The following is a 19,882-nucleotide window of genomic DNA, read 5'->3' on the forward strand; positions in this document are numbered from 1 at the left end:
TTTTACGCGAGATTGAGGTGAAATTCAAGGAGAATTTTTGTTGTATCAAGTCGACTGATGGGTTTTTTGATTTGAGTCATTTAATAGAAAAGGGGGAGGAAGAAAATAGATTAAGCATTTTCTTTAGGAAGCAGAGAATTCTAGAAATAAGCATCGACCTATTGACAAAAATGAAAAAGGATTTTAAGGATGCTTGCTTAGTAAAATGTTTGACATGCATGGGGGTGGAAAAAAATCATCAAGGTGTGCTTTTTCCATTACAGCCAACAAGTGATTTTAGCATTTATGATCGGGCATTATGTCTGTTTATGGAATTTCTTTATGTAAAAAAAGATCTGCCTGTTGTCATCGTTATTGAACAAAATAATACAATGGTATACGGTAATATAGACGTTATACCGGCTGGAAAGGGTGGGGGTTATCATAGAACTTTTGCACACGTTATTTTATTTGAACACAATCAGCTCTTAGAGCATGTTCAGAAAGCGAGTGAATATAAATTTTTCGTGTATTTGTTAAATGGTAGGAGGCTGGCTGAGGGTGTTTTTCGTATAAGGCGGGAAAAGCTTTCATATGGTAAGAAGTATTTTAATTGTGATAGCTATCATTTTGATCAAAAAACATGAGACTACTGTTTGGATCTTTCTTATATTCATAGGGTACAGTTATTCATTACTTAGCACTAAATTTCATTTCTAGTGGAAAGGATGGTTAGACATGTCTACATGGAGCAGAATCGAATCAGGAATTAAACAAGGATTAAAGGATGTAGCGGCTTCGTATGGAATTAATTGGAGTGGTGCTGCTAATACTGCTAGTAAGGTAGGTCCGGCTACAGTAGGTGCCCGTAATGGTTGGAGAGAAACAGAAGAAGAGGTGAAAACTAAGATATCCAAGGCTGAAACGCGATTAGCAGCTGGGAGAATTGAAAAGGCAGCAACGCAAATGATGATCAAAGGTGCAGCTAAAGGGGCTATCAAAGCGATAGGGATATGGGGATTCATACCTGATATCGTTATCTTTGCCAATGGTTTTAGAAAAGGGTACTCAGTTGCAGGCAACTAGGGGGATTTATAATGGAGGCTTACGAAATAAACGGAATTTTCCTCGTGATCTTAATCTATTGGCAACTATTTTATGCTGTTAAGAAAAAGGATACTAGCCGTATTATTTATGTAGTTGCTCCTATATTACTAATGTTTATCTTTATTTACACAACTCTTTTTGAATTTATTCATCCTTATCTACGTATTGGGATTGTTGTTATTGTATACATGTTGCTTATTTTAGTTGGTTTTAGAAATACAAAGAGGAAAATGAAAGATGAGATCGAAATAAAATTTGGAAAAAATGATACGTAACTTGTCCTGCTAGTCGAACCCTAGCACTCGACTAGCATGATGAGGACTAATAGATTTTTGCGAACAATGCCTCGCGCTGTTCGCGTTTATTATTTTTGGGTAATTTTCTAATAAATTCTTGTGCATATGTTGTCATATATCAGTGAAAGCACAATAGGAGATGATGTATAACATTTTTTGTCAAGCATTTGGCGATGATGTATAAAATTTTGTGTCAAGCATTTTGCTAGCCCAAAAGAAAAAGGTAGGGGATTCTCTGATTGGACCAAAAATCGTAGAGAAAGGAGAACCTTACCTATGTCTCTTTCCACGTAGAAGACTGAACGTTCAGTCCCCTGTGTGGAGGAAACTCGTTCCCTCCCTATTCATTCCAAATCCATTTCCGAGAACCCCTACTCCATTACATCACACAAAAGGGTTGACGGTATCCATTACTGCTGCCAAGATCAAGCTTTCATGCTCACCGCTTTGGATGTATAGCGATGCGAGATCGAAGCATCGCCGTAGAACCAAATGGCCACAAGCGGCGGAAACGTGATGGTCAGCAGCAAAGCAACGAGCAGAACGGTAAAGGAGAGCGGGCTTAGCTTTTTGCCTAGTTCCCCTTTATGCTTTTTCTCAAATTGCTTGATGTCCTCATTTTTGGAAAGGGAAGCGGAATCCAGCAGCTTTTGGCTATCAGCGTCGTAATAGAAAATTTGTTTGGTATCAAAAACGAACAGGTTGTCTCGGATCTCGCTCCCTTGAGCGAGCACGACTTTCACGGTTTTTGTCGTTTTCGTGTCGTTTTCGGTTACTTCCGTTGATGTGGTCATGCTGTCGAGGATTTGGACAGAACCATTTTTGTAGTAAGTCAGCGTGTCTTTAAACTGCTTGTTTACCGCTTCCGTCAGAGCGGATGAACCGGCACCGGATACGCGAAGCGGAACGAAAAGCAAAAGCATGAAAAGAACAATGGTTGTCCACCTTTTCAAAATAATCTCCCCTTTCTGTATTCTTTTGTCTATTTTATCATAACTTCTTGTCGTCATTCCAGTTATTTATTTAGTTGGTAAATAGGGGGAGGAAACGATTTCTGTCATCATTCATGAGGAACTTGATGTGTGAGACGTTCCGACACGAAAAAAGCAGGCGGTTATTGTTTCACCGCCTGCTCGAGTGTCGTGAGCATCATGTCTTTTTGCTGCTCGGTGGCATGCGTCCAAATGGCTTCAAACAGGACACCAAGGCCGGGCAAATATTTTTCCTCACCGCGTTGGATTGCGTCTTCAATCGTGTTTTCAAGCTGGTCTTTCGAATTGTTGGCGACATTGTGCATAATGGCTTTCCGCAAGTTCAAATCCATCTGTCTCACCTCGTTATTCGTATAGTACATCGTTATCGTTTGCCACTGGCGGCGGATTTATGCATCGGCGGTCGAAGTCGTTGCGCTTGCCAGACTATGGTATAATGAAGGCAACGATCTTGGAAACGAGGGAAGAGACGATGGCGGCTCAAACGAGATACGGATTCGAGCGAGCGGTGTTTCGCCAGCTGATTCATCTGTTTCAGCGCTACGCCGATGCCGTTGAAGAAGTGATTTTGTTTGGTTCAAGGGCGAGAGGCGATGATAAGAAAACGTCGGATATTGATATAGCCATCAAATTTAGAAAATCAAACGAGTTGTTGCACCGCTTGCAATCAGATTTGGATGAATTGCCCATCATTTATCGAATCGATCTGATTGATTATGATGAGATCGGCAACGAGCGGTTAAAAACAGCGATTGACAAGGAAGGGAAGACGATTTTCCAAACGAATGAGCGGGGAAAGGTGATGGTTACAATGAGCCGGCTGATGGATCGATATTACGATTTCGAACGGGCGCTCGCCAAACTCCGGCAAAGCGCCGCAAGAGACGCGCAAACGGATGACCTTGTTGTCGATGCGACCATTCAACGGTTTGAATTCACGTACGAACTGGCGTGGAAATGGATGAAACTTTATTTGGAGTACCAAGGATACTCCGAAGTGACGAGCCCAAGAAAAACGATTCGCGAGGCGTTTCGGGAAGGGTTGATTGAAGACGGAGAGACATGGCTTCGCATGCTGGAAGACCGCAACCGGACGTCCCATACGTATGATGAAGAAACGGCGATGGACATTTATGAACGCATTCGCACCGACTATATCCCGCTGTTTGACCGCTTGCTTGCCGAAATGAAACAACGGCTTGACTCGGAGACATGAGCGGCTGGCGTGCGGAACGGAACGCGTCTAGTTTGGTGAAGGAACTTGGCTTTGGGCGTGAAAGATGACAATTGTACACCGTTTGCTATAATCAGAAAGAAGAAACTTGACGCATGAGGTGACGACACAAATGGAAAAAGCGACATTCGCCGGCGGCTGCTTTTGGTGCATGGTGACGCCGTTTGAAGAACTCGACGGCATTTACGGCATCGTCTCCGGCTATACGGGCGGGCATGTCGAAAACCCGACGTATGAGCAAGTGAAAACCGGGACGACCGGCCATTACGAGGCGGTGCAAATCACGTTTGACCCGGACGTGTTCCCATATGAGCGGCTTTTGGAGCTGTATTGGTGTCAAATCGATCCGACCGATGACGGCGGCCAGTTTCACGACCGCGGCCCGCAATATCGGACGGCGATTTTTTACCATAACGAAAGACAGCGCCAGCTCGCTGAGCAGTCGAAGCGGGCGTTGGAAGAAAGCGGGCGCTTCTCGAAGCCGATCGTGACGAAAATTTTGCCGGCCACGACGTTTTATCCGGCAGAAGAGTACCATCAAAACTATCATAAGAAAAATCCGGACCATTACAAGCAAGACCGGGCCGCTTCCGGCCGCGACGAATTTATCGCCAAACATTGGGGGACGAAGCGGTGAAGCGGATCGAATCGCCAAAAAACGCGCGCGTGAAGCAATGGAAAAAGTTGCTGACGAAAAAAGGGCGCGACGAAACCGGGTGGTTTTTGCTCGAAGGGTTTCATCTCATCGAAGAGGCGCTAAAAAGCCAAGCGCCGCTTGTCGAGCTGATTGTGGACGAGCGGGCCGCGATTCCGCCCGGCTGGGACGTCAGCGATGTGCCGGTGGTGATCGTAACGGAAGCGGTGATGCAGGCGATCAGCAGTACGGAAACGCCGCAAGGGATCATGGCTGTCTGCCGGCAAGCCGCGGCCGAGCTTGGCGATGTGAACACGGCGCTGCTCATTGACGCCGTGCAAGATCCCGGCAATCTCGGCACGATGATTCGCACGGCTGATGCGGCTGGCATTGATGCGGTCATTTTAGGGGAAGGATGCGCCGATTTGTACAACCCGAAAGTCGTCCGTGCGACGCAAGGATCGCTGTTTCACCTTCCGGTTGTCAAAGGCGATCTGGCGCAGTGGATCGCGCGTTTCCAAAAGCAAGGCATTCCGGTGTACGGCACCGCCTTGGAGAACGCTGCCGATTACCGCACCGTTCGTCCGTCGTCTTCGTTCGCCTTGCTTGTCGGCAACGAAGGAAGCGGCGTCCGGCGCGAGCTGCTCGAGATGACGACAGAAAACGTCTGCATCCCGCTTTACGGCCAGGCGGAGTCGCTCAACGTCGCGGTGGCGGCCGGAATTTTGCTTTATTCTTTGCGGGTGGTGCGGTAAAATAAAATTTGAAAATCAATCGGAAAAGGGAGCGGAGGCGTATGGATGACGAACTGCGGGCGCTGTTGAACGCGGTGCTTGAGCGCCTTGACGTTCGAGGGATATACATCGAACAAATGCGCATCGATATCGTCAAGCTGCAAGGAAGCGTGAAGCAACTTGAAGACAAAGTCGATCGCCTGCAACGTGATGTGGACGCCATGAAAAAAGACATGGATGCCATGAAAAAAGACATGGACGCCATAAAAAAAGACATGGATGCCATGAAAAAAGACATGGTAGGGGTTAAAAAAGATGTTGCCGCGCTCAAGGAAGGGCAAGTGCGGCAGGAAAAAATTATGGAGCGCCTTGCGATCCGCTCGATTGAACAGGAAGCGGAAATCGATGAGCTGCGCAAAGAAATCTCGGCCTGACCTTGCCTTTGCCCGCCCATTTTCGTATAATGAATAGCGACATTTCCCATACCGACAACAACGATGACGGAGAAAAGTAGCTTGCTGCTCGCCATCCAGGGAGAAAACGCCATAGACTGGGAGCGTTTTTATGGCTGACGCAAGTGAAGTTCACCTCCCGAGTTGACACCGGGACCATCCCAGCGCGGGATGTAAAGGTGGTCCGGCTTTTGGCCGTTATGGCAAGGAAGCGAACAGCACGTCTTCATTGGCGCTGTTAACAAGGGTGGTACCGCGAGCAACAACTCGTCCCTTACTGGGGCGGGTTTTTTTTATTTGAAACGAGGAGGGATTGGTGTGAAAGAACGGTTGCATGAACTCGAGCGAGAAGCGCTTGCCAAAATTGAACAAGCTGGCGATTTAAAAGCGCTCAATGAGGTGCGCGTCGCCTACTTAGGCAAAAAAGGGCCGATTACCGAAGTGCTGCGCGGCATGGGGGCGCTGCCGCCGGAGGAACGCCCGAAACTCGGCGCGCTGGCCAACGAAGTGAGAGAGGCGATTCAACAGGCGCTCGAGGCGAAACAAACGAAACTGGAAGAAGAAGAAATCGAACGAAAACTGGCGGCCGAAGCGATCGATGTGACGCTGCCGGGCCGGCCGGTGCGGCTCGGCAATGCGCATCCGCTGACGCGCGTGATCGAGGAAATCGAAGACTTGTTTATCGGCATGGGCTACACGATCGCCGAAGGGCCGGAAGTCGAGACCGACTACTACAACTTTGAAGCCCTCAATTTACCAAAAGGCCACCCGGCCCGTGACATGCAAGATTCGTTTTACATCACCGAAGAGATTTTGCTTCGCACCCATACATCGCCGATGCAAGCGCGGACGATGGAGAAGCACCGCGGCCGCGGCCCGGTGAAAATCATTTGCCCGGGCAAAGTGTACCGCCGCGACACCGACGATGCGACCCATTCGCACCAGTTTACACAAATTGAAGGCTTGGTGGTGGACCGCCACATCCGGATGAGCGACTTGAAAGGGACGCTGCGCGAATTCGCCCGCAAGCTGTTCGGGGAAGGGCGCGACATCCGCTTCCGGCCGAGCTTTTTCCCGTTCACCGAGCCGTCCGTCGAGGTCGACGTGTCCTGCTTCCGCTGTGAAGGGCACGGCTGCAGCGTCTGCAAAGGCACGGGCTGGATCGAAATTTTAGGCGCCGGCATGGTGCATCCGAACGTGCTTGAGATGGCTGGCTTTGATTCGAAAACGTACACCGGCTTTGCGTTCGGCATGGGGCCGGAGCGGATCGCGATGCTGAAGTATGGCATTGATGACATCCGCCATTTTTATCAAAACGATCTACGTTTCTTGCGGCAATTTTTGCGTGTATAGCAGAAAAAGGAGGGGTTCTAAATGCTCGTGTCTTACCGTTGGCTAAGCGAGTATGTCGATTTGACCGGCATCACTGCCAAAGAGCTCGCGGAGCGCATCACCAAAAGCGGCATTGAAGTCGAGCGGGTCGAAGCGCTCAACCGGGGAATGAAAGGAGTCGTCATCGGTCACGTGCTCGAATGCGAGCCGCATCCGAACGCCGACAAACTGCGAAAGTGTCTTGTCGATCTTGGCGAAGGAGAGCCGGTGCAAATCATTTGCGGCGCCCCGAACGTCGCCAAAGGGCAAAACGTCGCTGTCGCCAAAGTCGGCGCGGTGCTGCCGGGCCATTTTAAAATCAAACGGGCGAAGCTGCGCGGCGAAGAGTCAAACGGCATGATTTGTTCGCTCCAAGAGCTCGGCATCGAAACGAAAGTCGTGCCAAAAGAATACGCCGACGGCATTTTCGTTTTCCCGAGCGACGCGCCGGTCGGCGCCGATGCGCTGGAATGGCTCGGCTTGCACGATGAGGTGCTCGAACTCTCGTTAACGCCCAACCGCGCTGACTGCTTAAGCATGATCGGCGTCGCCTATGAAGTGGCCGCCATTCTCGGCCGCGCGGTGAAGCTGCCGGAAGCGGCGGTTAAAGAAAACGATGAAATGATCCACGACTACATTTCCGTCCGCGTCGAAGCGCCGGAAGACAATCCGCTGTACGCCGGACGGGTCGTGAAAAACGTCCGGATCGGCCCGTCGCCGCTTTGGATGCAGGCGCGCTTGATGGCCGCCGGCATTCGCCCGCACAACAACGTCGTCGACATTACGAACTATATTTTGCTTGAGTACGGCCAGCCGCTGCACGCGTTTGACTACGACCGCCTCGGTTCGCGGGAGATCGTCGTCCGCCGCGCGAAGGAAGGCGAAACGATCGTGACGCTTGACGATGTCGAACGGAAGCTGACCGACAATCATCTCGTCATCACGAACGGCCGCGAGCCGGTCGCCTTAGCCGGCGTAATGGGCGGGGCCAATTCGGAAGTGCGCGATGACACAAAGACGGTGTTCATCGAAGCGGCGTATTTTGCGAGCCCGGTCATCCGCCAGGCGGTAAAAGACCACGGGCTGCGCAGCGAGGCGAGCACCCGCTTTGAAAAAGGGATCGATCCGGCGCGGACGAAAGAAGCGCTCGAGCGCGCCGCGGCGCTGATGGCCGAATACGCCGGCGGTGAGGTCGTCGGCGGCATCGTCGAAGCCAGCACATGGAAAGAAGAGCCGGTGGTCGTGACGGTCACGCTTGAACGGATCAACGGCGTCCTCGGCACGGCGATGTCGAAAGAGGAAGTGGCCGCGATTTTGGCGAACTTGCAATTTCCGTTCACCGAAGACAACGGAACGTTCACCGTTCATGTCCCATCGCGCCGCCGTGACATTGTCATCGAAGAAGATATCATCGAGGAAGTCGCCCGCTTGTACGGCTACGACCATTTGCCAGCGACGTTGCCGGTGGCCGAGGCGAAACCGGGCGGGCTCACGCCGTACCAGGCGAAGCGCCGCCGCGTCCGCCGCTATTTGGAAGGAGCCGGCTTGTTCCAAGCGATCACGTATTCATTGACGAGCCCGGACAAAGCGGCGCGGTTTGCTTTGGAGACCGCCGAACCAATCCGCTTGGCGCTGCCGATGAGCGAGGAGCGGAGCGTTTTGCGGCAAAGCTTGATTCCGCATCTGCTTGAAGCGGCGAGCTACAACCGCGCCCGCCAAGTCGAGAACGTCGCCTTGTACGAAATCGGCTCCGTCTATTTGTCGCGCGGGGAAAACGTTCAGCCGGCGGAAAACGAGCGGCTCGCCGGCGTCATCACCGGTTTATGGCATGCTCACCTTTGGCAAGGAGAGAAAAAAGCGGCCGATTTCTATGTTGCAAAAGGCGTGCTTGACGGCTTGTTCGACCTGCTTGGGCTGTCTGATCGCATCAGCTACTGCCCGGCGAAGCGCGCCGACTTGCATCCGGGGCGGACGGCCGAGATCGCGCTTGACGGAACGGTGATCGGCTTTGTCGGCCAGCTCCACCCAGCCGTGCAAAAAGAGTACGATTTGAAAGAAACGTACGTCTTTGAACTCGCCTTGGCCGAGCTGTTGAACGCGGAAAGCGAAGCGGTCCGCTACGAACCGATTCCGCGCTTCCCGTCGGTTGTGCGCGACATCGCTTTAGTCGTCGACGAAAACGTCGAAGCCGGCGCCCTCAAGCAGGTGATCGAAGAAGCCGGGAAGCCGCTGCTGAAAGACGTCGCCCTCTTTGACGTCTACGAAGGCGACCGTCTGCCGGCCGGGAAAAAATCGCTCGCCTTCTCGCTCCGCTACTATGATCCGGAGCGGACGCTCACCGATGAAGAAGTCACGGCCGTTCACGAGCGGGTGCTCGCCGCGGTCGAAGAGCAGTTTGGCGCGGTGCTGCGCGGGTGATAGGAAAAACTGGCCCAAAAAGCGAATTCGCTTTTCGGGCCAGTTTTGTTTTGACGTGTATGCCAGCAAACGTCAGGAAAAGAGAGGGGAGGCTCATCACCTAGCGAATCCAACGCCGCTGTTCATGTTGCCGTTCTTCATCGCATCTGGACATTGGGAAGACGAGCTTTGGATAGTCAAAAAACAGCGTATCGGTCAAAAAAAGGGCTAAATCGACGACACGGGGCGGCCGTTCGGTCAGCTGCGCTCGGCGATGATGCGCCCGGTTTGCGACACATCGTATCCGCCAAGCGCCTCGAGTTCGGTGCGGAACGAATCGGAGCGAAGCACGTTCAAGACAGCGGCGATGAGCGGCTCGTTCTCGGCGGTCCGCAGCATGACAACATCATATTGCTCATTCACGAGCGGAATAAACTCAACGCCGCCCATCTGTGCCACTTTTTCCGTGCCGATGCCAACATCCGCCAAGCCCGCCGCCACTGCGGAAGCCACGCTTACGTGGCTCGTTTCTTCCCGTTCATACCCGTGGACAGCGGAAGGAGATAGCCCATGCCGGCGCAGCTGTTCATCTAGAAGCACACGCGCCCCCGCTCCTTTTTCTCGGTTGACGATCGTGACATCGTTCCTTCCCAAGTCGCTCCACGTTTGAATGCCGCGCGGATTTCCTCTTTGCACGTAAAATCCAATGAGCCGGCGCATTACGTTCACCATGATGTACGCATGCCCAGTCAGCAGTTTTTCGACATACGGGCGGTTGTACTCGCCTGTTTCCCCGTCAAATAAATGCACGCTGACGATGTCCCCTTGCCCTTTGTACAGCGCGATTAACCCATTGAGGCTGCTCGTATAGGTGCGAAGCGATCGATAACGGCCGCTTTTGTCGAGATGAGCCCCAAGCAAATCGAGCGCTACATCTTGGCCACTGATAATGACAGGGCGAAGAGCGGTTTCGGTCGGACGCAAGACGGCAGGGGGAGTGGCGGCTACCTCCCCTTTTTGCCCAGCGATGTACCGCTCGAGATCGTCCGCGGTGACCCGCATTTGCCGTCCGACACGAAAGGCAGGCAATTTCCCTTTTTTTACTAAGTCGTACACCGTTAGTTTGGACACCTTTAGTAAGGAAGCGATTTCTTCAATCGTGTAGGACCGCGGTTCCGTCATTCGACAATCCCCCTTTCTTTTATTGTAGCGTAAAGAGAGGGAAGTGAAAAAAGTTTTCTTTTATAACTAGTTATCATTAATAATAATTAGATATAATTAGATATAATAGTTCTGGAAGGTTGATGAAAGATGAGGGGGATGAAACCAACAGCCGTTCTAGTAAGGAAAATAAAGAGGATTTTGCAAGGTTTCTCAATTTTGGCGAAAGGCCAGGTTTACGCTGATTTTTTGCTGAAATCACTGATCTTTCTAGAAGGATGGTAAAAAACGGTTGTTTCTGTTGAGCAATGGGGGATCGTTTGAAAGGAGATCCTGATGCGACGAGGCTTTTCTATTGGAAGAATGGACCTGACAAGCGGCTTGCTCCCTTAAATTACCAGCCTCCTAGAAGACTGGTAAAAAACGGTTGTTCCATTTGGACGATGGGGGGAGCTTGCGAAAGATGCTCCCGATGCGACAGGGCTTTTCTATTTGAGAAACAAGGCTGATAGGCGGTCTGTTTCCTTCCATCACCAACCTTCTAGGCGAAGATAAGGGGGATGCAAATGCGAAACATGGCATGGCTCATCGCGGTGTTTTTGTTGTTCGGTTTGTATGGCTGCGGCGGCGATCGAAAAGAACGCGCCGAGCGAATGGAATCAGCGGACCAAACAGAGCTGATTGTTTCGGCTGCGGCCAGTCTGCAAGAAGCGCTGGGAGAAGCGAAAACGGCGTTTGAACGAAAGCACCCGAACATCCGCATTCACTATAATTTTGGCGCATCGGGCGCTTTGCAAAAACAAATTTCTGAAGGGGCGCCGGTCGATCTCTTTTTTTCCGCCGCGGTCGAGCCGTTTGTGAAGCTGAAACAAGAAGGGCTGATCGATTCCGAGCACGAAAAAACGGTGCTCGCCAACGAGCTGGTGCTCATCGTTCCAAAACAAGGAGAAGGAGCGATTCGGTCGCTCGGTGACCTGATCCGCGCCAAACGGGTGGCGATCGGCATTCCGGAGTCGGTGCCGGCCGGCATGTACGCGAAACAAACGCTAGAGCAGGCTGGGCTGTGGAAGCAAGTCAAACCGAAGCTCGTCTACGCGAAAGACGTGCGCCAAGTGCTGACCTACGTGGAAACCGGCAACGTCGACGCCGGCTTTGTGTATCGGACGGATGCGCTCGTGTCCGACAACGTCAACATCGCCGCCGCGGTGCCAAGCCGTATGCACGGTCCGATCGTCTACCCGCTCGGTGTGGTCAAAACGAGCAAACATCTCAAGGAGGCACGGGAGTTTTACTCTTATTTGACGAGTGAACAGGCGCTCCACACTTTCGAACAACACGGGTTCCGCCGCGCCCGGTAGAAAGCGCGGGAAAGCCTACTGTTTCCCTCCATCGATCGGGAAGGTGGGAAAAGCAGCACCGACACTATAAGGGTCTATGTGAGAAACGATGCGGGGAAGCAACATGCCGGCTTTACTCCTCATCTTTCTAGGTCGGTCTTCACAGCGAACCAAGACATATGGTACAATGAAGAAAAACTGAACTTCATAGGCGATGGAGTTCGCCATAACCGCCGGTTTCCGGCTGATGACTCCTGCTGCGAATGGAAGCGGCAGGAGTCTGTTCATTTTTCGGAAGGAGGGGGTCTGATTGGTCTATCTCGCCGTCGGCATTGCCGGCATGATCGGCGCGCTTGTCCGTTATGGGCTCGGTTTGCTTGTTCCCGCCGCCCATGGCTTTCCGTTTGCGACGCTTTTCATCAACTGGACAGGCTCGTTTTTGCTCAGCTGGCTCACGGTCACATTCACCCGCCGCCCGGCGTGGCCGCCATGGCTGCAAACGGCGGTGACGAGCGGTTTTGTCGGCTCGTATACGACGTTTTCCACCCTTAGCGTCGAGTGTATCGAATTGCTGGAACAAGCGCGATGGGGTATGGCCGCTGGTTATATCGCCGCCAGTTTGTTCGGCGGTCTAACCGCGGCATGGGCGGGCTCCGCTGCCGCCCAGTCAAAGTGAAAGGGGGAAATGGCCCGATGATGGCACCGCTATGGGTGATGATCGGCGGTTTTTTTGGCGCCATCTGCCGTTACGCCGTCAGCCGCTGGGGCGCCCGGCGCTCGCCGCGCCTCCCGCTCGGGACGCTCATTGTGAACTTGCTTGGCTCGTTTTTGCTCGGCTGGCTGGCTGGAAGCGGCGCCGCCGATGCTGAAAAATTGCTTGTCGGCACCGGTTTTATGGGCGCGTTCACGACGTTTTCCACGTTCAAATGGGAAAGCGTGCAAATGATGCAGCAACGCCAATGGGCGAAGGTGAGCGGTTATGTGGCGGTCACTTACTCGTGCGGGATCCTGCTGGCATGGGTTGGCTGGCAGCTAGGGCGATAAAGCAGAAACATCGGCTTAAAGCTTTTTTCCATTGCTTACCGTTTGATTGGCAGCAAGGACAATGAGGCAGGAACGTCAGCTTGGAAGCTTTTTTCCGTTGCTTGCTGTTTGATTGGCAGCTAGGGCGATAAGGCAGAAACATCAGCTTAAAGCTTTTTTCCATTGTTTACCGTTTGATTGGCAGCAAGGACAATGAGGCAGGAACGTCAGCTTGAAAGCCTTTTTCCGCCGCGCTTGCCGTTTGGCTGGCACTAGGGCAAATGGGCAGCCCCTGTCGATCGATGAGCCGCCAGAGGAAAAGCGGCGCGGTCTTGTTCTTCGGTTCGGGCCGGCGCGGAAGATAGGGGCAAACGCAACGGCGCATGGGTGAAGAAGCGCCGGTTGGGTGGATCCAAAAATTTTCCCCGCCCGGTTCACAAGCAAGGAACGAGCGGGGAAACGAGCGAAAGGGAGGCGGCGTTATCTTCTAGTTTTCGCAAACAATACTTGTTCGAGAATGTCATGAATACGCGTATTTTCATAAACGCCGACAAACCGTTCCGCTCCCGGCCCCATGGCAGTCAGCGGCACATCGGCGGCGGTGTGGCCGGTGGTCGTCCAGTCCAAGGCGAACGTTTGTGAAGAATGAGCGATGGAAAAGGGACCGTCTTCGCCAGAAATCGTTTTGCCGTCTCCCGACTCATCGGTGCCGCCTGGCGTTTCCACCGTCAAGCCGCCGCATTCATGGTCAGCGAGCACGAGGACGAGCGTATCCCGATGGCGCTTGGCGTACTGTTTCGCCACGGCGACCGCTTCGTCAAGCTGCTGGCCGGCTTTGATCATGAGCGGTCCGTTGTTTTCATGGCTCATTTCATCAATGGCTTCTTCTTCAACAACGAGGAAAAAGCCTTTTTTATTTTGCGACAGCACGTCAAGCGCTTTTTTTGTCATATCGGGCAGCGGCACGGCAGGATTGTACACATCCCCTTCTCCTTCGGGGCGTTGTTGGAACATCTCCTCGTTGGCAAACAGCCCAAGCAGCTTGCGGCCCGCTGCCTGTTTCAGCTCATCGGCGGTGCGGACGTACGTATAGCCGAGCTGCTTGGCGCGCTCCACTAAGTTTCCTTGCGTCCCTTTGCTTTCTTCTTCGGGATCTTCAGCGGGATGGTCGGGATAATAACCGGGCTGTCCGGCCGGATACCAGTAGTCTTCGCCGCCGCCCAATATGACGTCCACTTTCGTTTGTTCGATGTACTGTTTGGCAATATCGCTTTGCGCCGAGCGCTTGGCGGTATGGGCGCCGAACGCCGCTGGGGTGGCGTCTGTCACTTGGGAGGTCGTGACGAGCCCGGTCGCTTTTCCGGCTTTTTTCGCTTGTTCGAGAATCGTTTCCACCGGTTTTCCTTGCAAATCAACCGCGATGGCGCCGTTGTACGTTTTGACGCCCGTCGCTATCGCTGTCGCTGCCGCGGCGGAATCGGTGATAAACGATTTCGGATCGGCGGAGTTCGTATGGATGAGCCCGCTGTACGGCATGTTGTCCATTTCCAATTCTCCCGTGATCCCTTTCGTGGCCAAGCGGATCGCGTCGCGATGGGCGGTGCCCATGCCGTCGCCGACAAAAAGGATGACATTTTTCACTGCCGGTGACCCGGCTGGCTTGTCCAGCTGATCCGTTGCCGCCCATGTTTGTTGTCCGGCGACATACAGCGTCAGCCCGGCGCTCAGTCCGGCCATAAGCAAAGCCGTGCGGCGTTTCATTCGGAACATCGTTCTCCTCTCCCTTTTCAGATGATTTTGTCAGTTTGATTGTACAAGCGGCATATGAAATGGGGATGAATTCCATGTAACGGTTTTGTAAAGAATGGTTCCAAACGTTCCCCTTCTCTTTGAGGCTGTGGAGTGAATCGTCGATATGGCTTTATCATCTCATTTCTCAAGTAGAAAAACCTTGTTGCATCGGTGCTGTTTTTCACTCATTTTCCCATTAGTGAAGGGAATCAGCGGTTTTTATCGCCCTCTTTCATTGACTTTTTTTCTTTAGCCTGATACATTAATTAATAGTTCAATTGTTGAACCAAATGGACGATCCGAGATGGATACAACGACTGGGGGTGAAGAAGTGGCAAGGCGAAACATCGACGAGTGGATCGACCGTTATTTGTCCGTCTCGTTTCTCGTGATGAAGCGCGGAGCGGCGCTCGTCAAAGACAGCCTTTGCGAAGAGATGACGCACGACCAATATTATTTGCTTCGCTATATTCGCCGGCGGGGGACGTGCACGTCAACCGAGCTGGCGGCGATGTTCGGCGTGAACAAAAGCGCGGTGACGGCGATGACGAACCGCCTCGTCGACAAAGGCTGGCTGCGCCGTGATCGTGATGAAAGCGACCGACGTGTTGTGGCCTTATCGTTGACGCCGCAAGGAGAGGAATGGGTGGCGGAGATGGACCGCGGCGTCTATCGGCTCGTGGAAGAAGTGATCGCCCGCTTCCCGGAAGAAGAAATTGAAACGTTCATCCGCACGTATGAAAAACTGGCCCGCGTGCTGCAGGAGGTGGAAGAAGCGAAATGAGAGCGATCATCAAAGGAAAATGGTTCGTGTTCATCGGCTGGATCATCATCGCGGCGGTGCTCATGATGACCGCGCCGAACATGGGCGAGCTTGTTCGGGAGAAAGGGCAGCTGAGCGTGCCGGACGGCTATTCGTCGTCATTGGCGGCCAAATGGATCAAAGAGGCGAACGAACAGGAAAACAAAGAACATGAGCGCTCCGCCGTGCTCGTCTTTTATCAGAAAGACGGATTGACGGCACAAGACAAACGGGAAATCGAACAGGCGGTTCAAGCGCTGGAAAAGAAAAAAAGCGAGCTGCATATTACCGAAATCGTTTCGCCGCTGTCCAATAAGGAGCTGGAAAAAAAGCTCGTGTCCAAAGACGGGACGACGATGCTCATTTCGATCAGCATCGACCCGGCCGGACGGGCGGCGAAACAGTTAACGGACGCGCTCTATCAGGCTGTGGACGGCGTCAAGGTCGAGCATTATTTCACCGGTGGGTGGATGATCGATGAAGATGTGGTGACCAGCTCGCTTGAAGGCGTGAAGAAGACGGAAGGAATTACCGTTGTCTTTATTTTGATCGTGCTGTTGGCCGTATTCCGTTCGCCGGTCGCGTCGTTGATTCCGTTGTTGACGGTCGGAGCGACGTACGTCGTTTCCCAGTCGATCGTCGCGTTTTTGGTCGATGAGGCCAACTTTCCGCTGTCGACGTTTACGCAAACATTTTTGGTGGCCGTGTTGTTCGGAATCGGAACGGATTACTGCATTTTGCTTTTAAGCCGGTTTAAGGAAGAACTAGCGAAACACGGTGACCGCACGGAAGCGGTCATCGCCACATACCGGACGGCGGGAAAAACAGTGGCGGCGAGCGGATTGGCGGTCATGATCGGTTTTGCCGCGATCGGACTGTCGACATTTCAGTTGTACCAATCGGCAGCCGCCGTCGCCGTCGGGGTGGCGGTGCTGCTTATGGCGCTTATGACGCTCGTGCCGTTTTTCATGGCGGTGCTTGGCGAGAAGCTGTTTTGGCCGGTTCGCGGAAAGCTTGAGCACGGACAAAGCCGGCTTTGGCTGGCGGCTGGACGGTTTGCGTTCGCCCGTCCGCTGCTCGCGCTCGCTATCGTCGCAGCGGTAACGGTGCCGGTGCTCGTGACGTACGATGGCAAACTGTCGTTTGATTCAATGGAAGAGATCGGCGACCATTATCGCTCGGTCAAAGCGTTTGACATTATTGCCGACCACTTTCATCCCGGAGACGCCATGCCGACACAAATTGTGTTGAAAAGCAAAGAGCCGCTTGATTCCAAAGAAGGGATGGCGCTCATCGAAAAAATCAGCCGCGAAGTCGAAACCGTCGACGGTGTGGCGAGCGTCCGCTCGGCAACGCGGCCCACAGGCGAACCGATCAAAGAGCTGTTTGTCACCGAGCAGGCGAAACAGCTGAAAAACGGCCTTGGCGCCGGCAAAGACGGCATCGAGAAAATCGGCGCCGGGCTCGAGACGGCAAGCAATCGGCTCTCCGCTTCCGCGCCGCAGCTAAAGCAAGCGTCATCCGGCATCGGCCAGCTCGTCTCGGGAACGGAGCGGCTTGAGAACGGCCTGCGCCAGCTGCAAAGCGGCTTGAGCCAAATTGAACAAGGCGTGCGCCGCGGAGCGATCGGGGCCGGCGAGCTGAAAAACGGTTTGGCGACTTTGCGCGCCAATGCGAAAAAACTGCAAGACGGCGCCACGCAGCTGCTTAGCGGTTACAAACAAGCCGAACAAGGCTTGGCGGCGATCAGCGGCCAATACCGGCAAGTCGAAACGGGCCTCCGAGCGATCGCCGATCAGCTCGCCGCCGTGCAAACGCTGCTTGCGCAAGTCGAGCAGTCGCATCCGGAGCTCGCCCAAGACGCGCAATATCAACAAGCGAAAATGACCGTCGCCTCCTTAGTCGGCCAGACGAACGAAATGGCTAAAGGTGTGGCGAAGTTGAACGGGGTTCTTGACCAAACGCGCACCGGCCTAGCGAAAGCGAATGAGTCGTTTGCCCAACTGGCGGCCGGGCAAGCCGCGATCAACGGCGGTTTGGATCGAATCATCGCCGGGCTTGGCGAGCTTGAAGCCCGCTTGACGAAAGCGGCCGACGGCCAACAACAAGCCGTTGATCAACTGCCGCGCTTCGCGTCCGGCCTCGAGCAAGTCAACGGCGGCCAGCGGCAGCTGCTTGAGCACTTCTCGGCCCTTGGCGGCCAGCTCGGCCAGCTTGTCAACGGCTTGGACCAAAGCGCGTCCGGTTTGCAGAAGGTGGCTAGCGGTCTGGGAACGGCGGAAACGTATTTGACCGATTTGTCATCGGCGCCGGCGAAGGACATGGCCGGCTGGCATATGCCGAAAGCGGCGCTTGAAAGCAAAGAATTTGCGCAGGCGAAAGACGCGTATATGTCAAAAGACCGGCGCATCGTCACATTTGATGTCATTTTCAAAGAAAATCCGTATTCTATATCGGCGCTCGGCCGCATCGATGACATTCGCGCCGCGGCCAAACGGGCGGTGAAAGAAGCAAAACTGGACGGGGTGAGCATCGCCGTCGGCGGCGTCACAAGCACGTATGCCGATTTGCGGGCGATTTCGAACGCCGACTATCGGCACACCGCGGTGCTCATGCTGGCGGGGATCGCCATCGTGCTGGCTGCCCTGCTCCGGTCGTTGATCATGCCGCTCTACTTAATTTTGTCGCTTGTGTTGACGTATTACACGTCGATGGCCGTCACCGAGCTCATCTTCGTCAACGGCCTCGGCTATGCCGGCTTGAACTGGGCGGTGTCGTTTTTCGCCTTCGTCCTGCTTATGGCGCTCGGCATCGACTACAGCATCTTCCTGATGGACCGGTTCAACGAATACCGCGACCGGCCGGTGAGAGAAGCGATGCTGTCAGCGATGGGCCATATGGGGACGGTCATCATCTCGGCCGCCGTCATTTTGGGCGGGACGTTTGCTGCGATGTATCCGTCCGGCGTTCTGTCGCTCTTGCAAATCGCGACGATTGTATTGACAGGGCTTTTGCTTTACGCTCTTGTCGTCCTGCCGCTGTTTGTCCCGGTCATGGTCCGCACGTTCGGCCGCGCCAACTGGTGGCCGTTTGGGCAGCCGGTGAGCGAAGCGGATGGGCTTGAACAGCAGAAAATTAGTTAAAATGACCGGCTGCTGGGGCTGTCCAAAAAGTCAGGGTAACTGACTTTTTGGAGCCCCTCATTTTTTCACTTTATTAACTGTAGATGAGTAAATTCGCTGACATAAATTTATAGATAAAAAAAGGAGACATGAACCCGATTCCTTGGTTAGAATCGCTGTGCTACCAACTATCTACAAGGAGGTTCATGTCTCATAAATTGATGGGCACATCATCAAGGAATCCACCCATTTTTCATGACGTTGGGGTGGCGCTTTACTTCTTGAAACCGGTCATCAGGCGCAACCTATTTTGTTGTCACGACGAACGACTCATATTAGTGAGTCGAGTTGTCCACTGAATTGGGAAGGTGAAAAGATGGATCGTTCTTCTCCCTTATCAAAACAAAATATAGTTTTATGGTTGCCCATCCAACCAAACCACCAATGGAATTTAATATAAAATCGTCTACGTCCGCTACTTTGTTTGGAATTCCGGTTAAACAATTAATGAGTAATTGGGTCAATTCAATGCCCAAACTTACGGAAATGACAACAGTCAATGTTCGAAAAAAGCCTATGCTGCGTTTTTTCAATAGTCCTATTAAAATCGGCAACGGGAGAAGGAGAACAATATTCCCCACCACTTGCAAAAGGTTGCCTTGCTTCCACGTAGAGATAATGGTTTGAAACGGGATCAACTGATAATAGTATTTCCAAGGCATGTCCGGAACGCTTGTTTTATCAAAGCTGATTGTGATCGGGAGTAAGGTTAGTTTGACAACAGACAAAGAATAAAATATCGTAGCTGCGACAAAAAAGAGTTGTTTCAAGGTTATATTCGCTTTCCTTTTTTTCAAAATGAAGCAAGTGATACCACATAATATGACAAAAACGATCATAAATAGCGGGGGATGTAAGTCAACTGAGAATCCAATCGTTTTCATGCATGTCACCCATCCCGGTTCATGAATTTACCAGCTGTAATCAATTTTTACTTTTCCCTCAAATAAGCTCCCGGTGAAGTTTCTGAATCTGATATAATATTTACCGGAACCTGAGCCCGATTTATAAAGGGTGACGCTATCCACTTCTGTTGATGAAACCGTGCCGCTATCAATATCAGAATCTCCAAAAAATCCTTCTTTCTTCAGAATATAAAGTCATGTTTGTTCCCTTTAATCCTTTTGATGGATATGTTGTCACAACAAACTTTGGTGTCGCACTTGCATCAAACGTGCGGCTGTTAAGCCCTCCGGTCAAACTGTACGTTGATTCGTACGTACCGCTTGCTGCAAAAGCTGTTAATACCGAGGAGAATAAAACAACAGCTAAAAAACTGAAAGCTAATATTTTCCTAAACATCTCAAAACGTCCTTTTACGGAAAATTTATAATAATAGGGTATAGTAACTTTTTTTTTTTGTCAAGCCGGAAAGGACGGGAAACAGCGG

The 19,882-nt window shown here is 52.5% G+C and carries 20 protein-coding genes, 1 riboswitch and 1 other annotated feature; of the genes, 14 read left to right on the forward strand and 6 right to left on the reverse strand.

All coding sequences use genetic code 11. From position 1 onward, the window contains the following. The 3 genes from B4113_RS09475 to B4113_RS09485 all read left to right on the forward strand — a co-directional run. Positions 1-626: hypothetical protein (locus tag B4113_RS09475; protein WP_235597985.1), on the forward strand; the 626-nt coding region annotated here is incomplete at its 5' end. A 91-nt stretch (positions 627-717) separates the two neighbouring features. After that, positions 718-1,065: a hypothetical protein gene (locus tag B4113_RS09480; RefSeq protein ID WP_033844286.1), complete on the forward strand. Its 348-nt coding sequence runs from the start codon at positions 718-720 to the stop codon at positions 1,063-1,065. Positions 1,066-1,076: 11 nt separating this feature from the next. After that, complete coding sequence (locus tag B4113_RS09485; RefSeq protein WP_033019443.1) at positions 1,077-1,361, forward strand: hypothetical protein; 285 nt, start codon at positions 1,077-1,079, stop codon at positions 1,359-1,361. A 446-nt stretch (positions 1,362-1,807) separates the two neighbouring features. Here the strand turns inward: B4113_RS09485 and B4113_RS09490 are convergent, their stop codons facing one another. Then, on the reverse strand, positions 1,808-2,335 hold the full coding sequence (locus B4113_RS09490; protein ID WP_231559851.1) for a hypothetical protein: 528 nt from the start codon (positions 2,333-2,335) through the stop codon (positions 1,808-1,810). A gap of 161 nt (positions 2,336-2,496) precedes the next feature. Next, positions 2,497-2,706 carry a small acid-soluble spore protein SspI gene (sspI, locus tag B4113_RS09495; protein ID WP_033019442.1) on the reverse strand — a complete coding sequence of 70 codons (210 nt, stop codon included), beginning with the start codon at positions 2,704-2,706 and terminating at the stop codon, positions 2,497-2,499. 140 nt (positions 2,707-2,846) lie between these two features. Here sspI and B4113_RS09500 point away from each other — a divergent pair, with 140 nt between their 5' ends. The 6 genes from B4113_RS09500 (at position 2,847) to pheT (ending at position 9,217) form a co-directional block, all read left to right on the forward strand. After that, the gene (locus tag B4113_RS09500) at positions 2,847-3,590 is read left to right on the forward strand and encodes an HI0074 family nucleotidyltransferase substrate-binding subunit (protein WP_033844284.1); all 744 of its coding nucleotides are present in this window, start codon (positions 2,847-2,849) and stop codon (positions 3,588-3,590) included. Positions 3,591-3,720: 130 nt separating this feature from the next. After that, positions 3,721-4,245, forward strand: a complete 525-nt coding sequence (gene msrA, locus B4113_RS09505) for a peptide-methionine (S)-S-oxide reductase MsrA (RefSeq protein WP_031407770.1) — start codon at positions 3,721-3,723, stop codon at positions 4,243-4,245. Further along, a complete protein-coding gene (locus B4113_RS09510; protein ID WP_033844283.1) occupies positions 4,242-4,997 on the forward strand; it encodes an RNA methyltransferase in 756 nt (251 codons plus the stop codon). Before msrA ends, B4113_RS09510 begins: the two co-directional genes overlap by 4 nt. Before the next feature lie 41 nt (positions 4,998-5,038). Next, positions 5,039-5,410 (forward strand): hypothetical protein, encoded by a 372-nt coding sequence (locus B4113_RS09515; RefSeq protein ID WP_033844282.1) that lies wholly within the window; start codon positions 5,039-5,041, stop codon positions 5,408-5,410. Positions 5,411-5,464: 54 nt separating this feature from the next. After that, positions 5,465-5,706: a binding site (T-box leader), on the forward strand. A gap of 40 nt (positions 5,707-5,746) precedes the next feature. Next, positions 5,747-6,781, forward strand: a complete 1,035-nt coding sequence (pheS, locus tag B4113_RS09520) for a phenylalanine--tRNA ligase subunit alpha (protein WP_031407773.1) — start codon at positions 5,747-5,749, stop codon at positions 6,779-6,781. A 21-nt stretch (positions 6,782-6,802) separates the two neighbouring features. Continuing rightward, positions 6,803-9,217: a phenylalanine--tRNA ligase subunit beta gene (gene pheT, locus B4113_RS09525; protein WP_033844281.1), complete on the forward strand. Its 2,415-nt coding sequence runs from the start codon at positions 6,803-6,805 to the stop codon at positions 9,215-9,217. Between the two features lie 237 nt (positions 9,218-9,454). Here the strand turns inward: pheT and B4113_RS09530 are convergent, their stop codons facing one another. Next, the gene (locus B4113_RS09530; protein ID WP_033844280.1) at positions 9,455-10,378 is read right to left on the reverse strand and encodes a helix-turn-helix transcriptional regulator; all 924 of its coding nucleotides are present in this window, start codon (positions 10,376-10,378) and stop codon (positions 9,455-9,457) included. Positions 10,379-10,923: 545 nt separating this feature from the next. Between B4113_RS09530 and modA the strand changes: the two genes are divergently transcribed. The 3 genes from modA (at position 10,924) to crcB (ending at position 12,738) form a co-directional block, all read left to right on the forward strand. Beyond that, positions 10,924-11,715: a molybdate ABC transporter substrate-binding protein gene (gene modA / locus B4113_RS09535; protein WP_033844279.1), complete on the forward strand. Its 792-nt coding sequence runs from the start codon at positions 10,924-10,926 to the stop codon at positions 11,713-11,715. Positions 11,716-11,895: 180 nt separating this feature from the next. After that, positions 11,896-11,958, forward strand: a riboswitch (Fluoride riboswitch). A gap of 46 nt (positions 11,959-12,004) precedes the next feature. Next, positions 12,005-12,370 carry a CrcB family protein gene (locus tag B4113_RS09545; protein WP_033844278.1) on the forward strand — a complete coding sequence of 122 codons (366 nt, stop codon included), beginning with the start codon at positions 12,005-12,007 and terminating at the stop codon, positions 12,368-12,370. A gap of 17 nt (positions 12,371-12,387) precedes the next feature. Continuing rightward, positions 12,388-12,738: a fluoride efflux transporter CrcB gene (crcB, locus tag B4113_RS09550; protein ID WP_033844277.1), complete on the forward strand. Its 351-nt coding sequence runs from the start codon at positions 12,388-12,390 to the stop codon at positions 12,736-12,738. 459 nt (positions 12,739-13,197) lie between these two features. Here crcB and B4113_RS09555 read toward each other — a convergent pair whose 3' ends face one another. After that, positions 13,198-14,487: an alkaline phosphatase gene (locus B4113_RS09555; RefSeq protein WP_033844276.1), complete on the reverse strand. Its 1,290-nt coding sequence runs from the start codon at positions 14,485-14,487 to the stop codon at positions 13,198-13,200. A gap of 352 nt (positions 14,488-14,839) precedes the next feature. Between B4113_RS09555 and B4113_RS09560 the strand changes: the two genes are divergently transcribed. Beyond that, positions 14,840-15,292: a MarR family winged helix-turn-helix transcriptional regulator gene (locus B4113_RS09560; protein WP_033019522.1), complete on the forward strand. Its 453-nt coding sequence runs from the start codon at positions 14,840-14,842 to the stop codon at positions 15,290-15,292. Further along, positions 15,289-18,453: an MMPL family transporter gene (locus B4113_RS09565; RefSeq protein ID WP_033844275.1), complete on the forward strand. Its 3,165-nt coding sequence runs from the start codon at positions 15,289-15,291 to the stop codon at positions 18,451-18,453. The genes B4113_RS09560 and B4113_RS09565 overlap by 4 nt, the downstream gene beginning before the upstream one ends. Positions 18,454-18,767: 314 nt before the next feature. Here the strand turns inward: B4113_RS09565 and B4113_RS09570 are convergent, their stop codons facing one another. After that, on the reverse strand, positions 18,768-19,376 hold the full coding sequence (locus B4113_RS09570; RefSeq protein WP_051962730.1) for a VanZ family protein: 609 nt from the start codon (positions 19,374-19,376) through the stop codon (positions 18,768-18,770). 175 nt (positions 19,377-19,551) lie between these two features. After that, positions 19,552-19,794, reverse strand: a complete 243-nt coding sequence (locus B4113_RS19530; RefSeq protein WP_153017148.1) for a hypothetical protein — start codon at positions 19,792-19,794, stop codon at positions 19,552-19,554. Positions 19,795-19,882 lie beyond the last annotated feature (88 nt).

This window comes from Geobacillus sp. B4113_201601, from assembly GCF_001587475.1.
Classification (GTDB): Bacteria; Bacillota; Bacilli; order Bacillales; family Anoxybacillaceae; genus Geobacillus; species Geobacillus icigianus.

Coding starts and splice junctions, on each gene's coding strand:
- B4113_RS09485 (WP_033019443.1), top strand. CDS start 1,077: ATGGAGGCTTACGAAATAAACGGAATTTTCCTCGTGATCTTAATCTAT.
- B4113_RS09500 (WP_033844284.1), top strand. CDS start 2,847: ATGGCGGCTCAAACGAGATACGGATTCGAGCGAGCGGTGTTTCGCCAG.
- msrA (WP_031407770.1), top strand. CDS start 3,721: ATGGAAAAAGCGACATTCGCCGGCGGCTGCTTTTGGTGCATGGTGACG.
- B4113_RS09515 (WP_033844282.1), top strand. CDS start 5,039: ATGGATGACGAACTGCGGGCGCTGTTGAACGCGGTGCTTGAGCGCCTT.
- B4113_RS09530 (WP_033844280.1), bottom strand. CDS start 10,378: ATGACGGAACCGCGGTCCTACACGATTGAAGAAATCGCTTCCTTACTA.
- B4113_RS09565 (WP_033844275.1), top strand. CDS start 15,289: ATGAGAGCGATCATCAAAGGAAAATGGTTCGTGTTCATCGGCTGGATC.
- B4113_RS09555 (WP_033844276.1), bottom strand. CDS start 14,487: ATGTTCCGAATGAAACGCCGCACGGCTTTGCTTATGGCCGGACTGAGC.
- pheT (WP_033844281.1), top strand. CDS start 6,803: ATGCTCGTGTCTTACCGTTGGCTAAGCGAGTATGTCGATTTGACCGGC.
- crcB (WP_033844277.1), top strand. CDS start 12,388: ATGATGGCACCGCTATGGGTGATGATCGGCGGTTTTTTTGGCGCCATC.
- B4113_RS19530 (WP_153017148.1), bottom strand. CDS start 19,794: ATGTTTAGGAAAATATTAGCTTTCAGTTTTTTAGCTGTTGTTTTATTC.
- B4113_RS09480 (WP_033844286.1), top strand. CDS start 718: ATGTCTACATGGAGCAGAATCGAATCAGGAATTAAACAAGGATTAAAG.
- B4113_RS09570 (WP_051962730.1), bottom strand. CDS start 19,376: ATGAAAACGATTGGATTCTCAGTTGACTTACATCCCCCGCTATTTATG.
- sspI (WP_033019442.1), bottom strand. CDS start 2,706: ATGGATTTGAACTTGCGGAAAGCCATTATGCACAATGTCGCCAACAAT.
- modA (WP_033844279.1), top strand. CDS start 10,924: ATGCGAAACATGGCATGGCTCATCGCGGTGTTTTTGTTGTTCGGTTTG.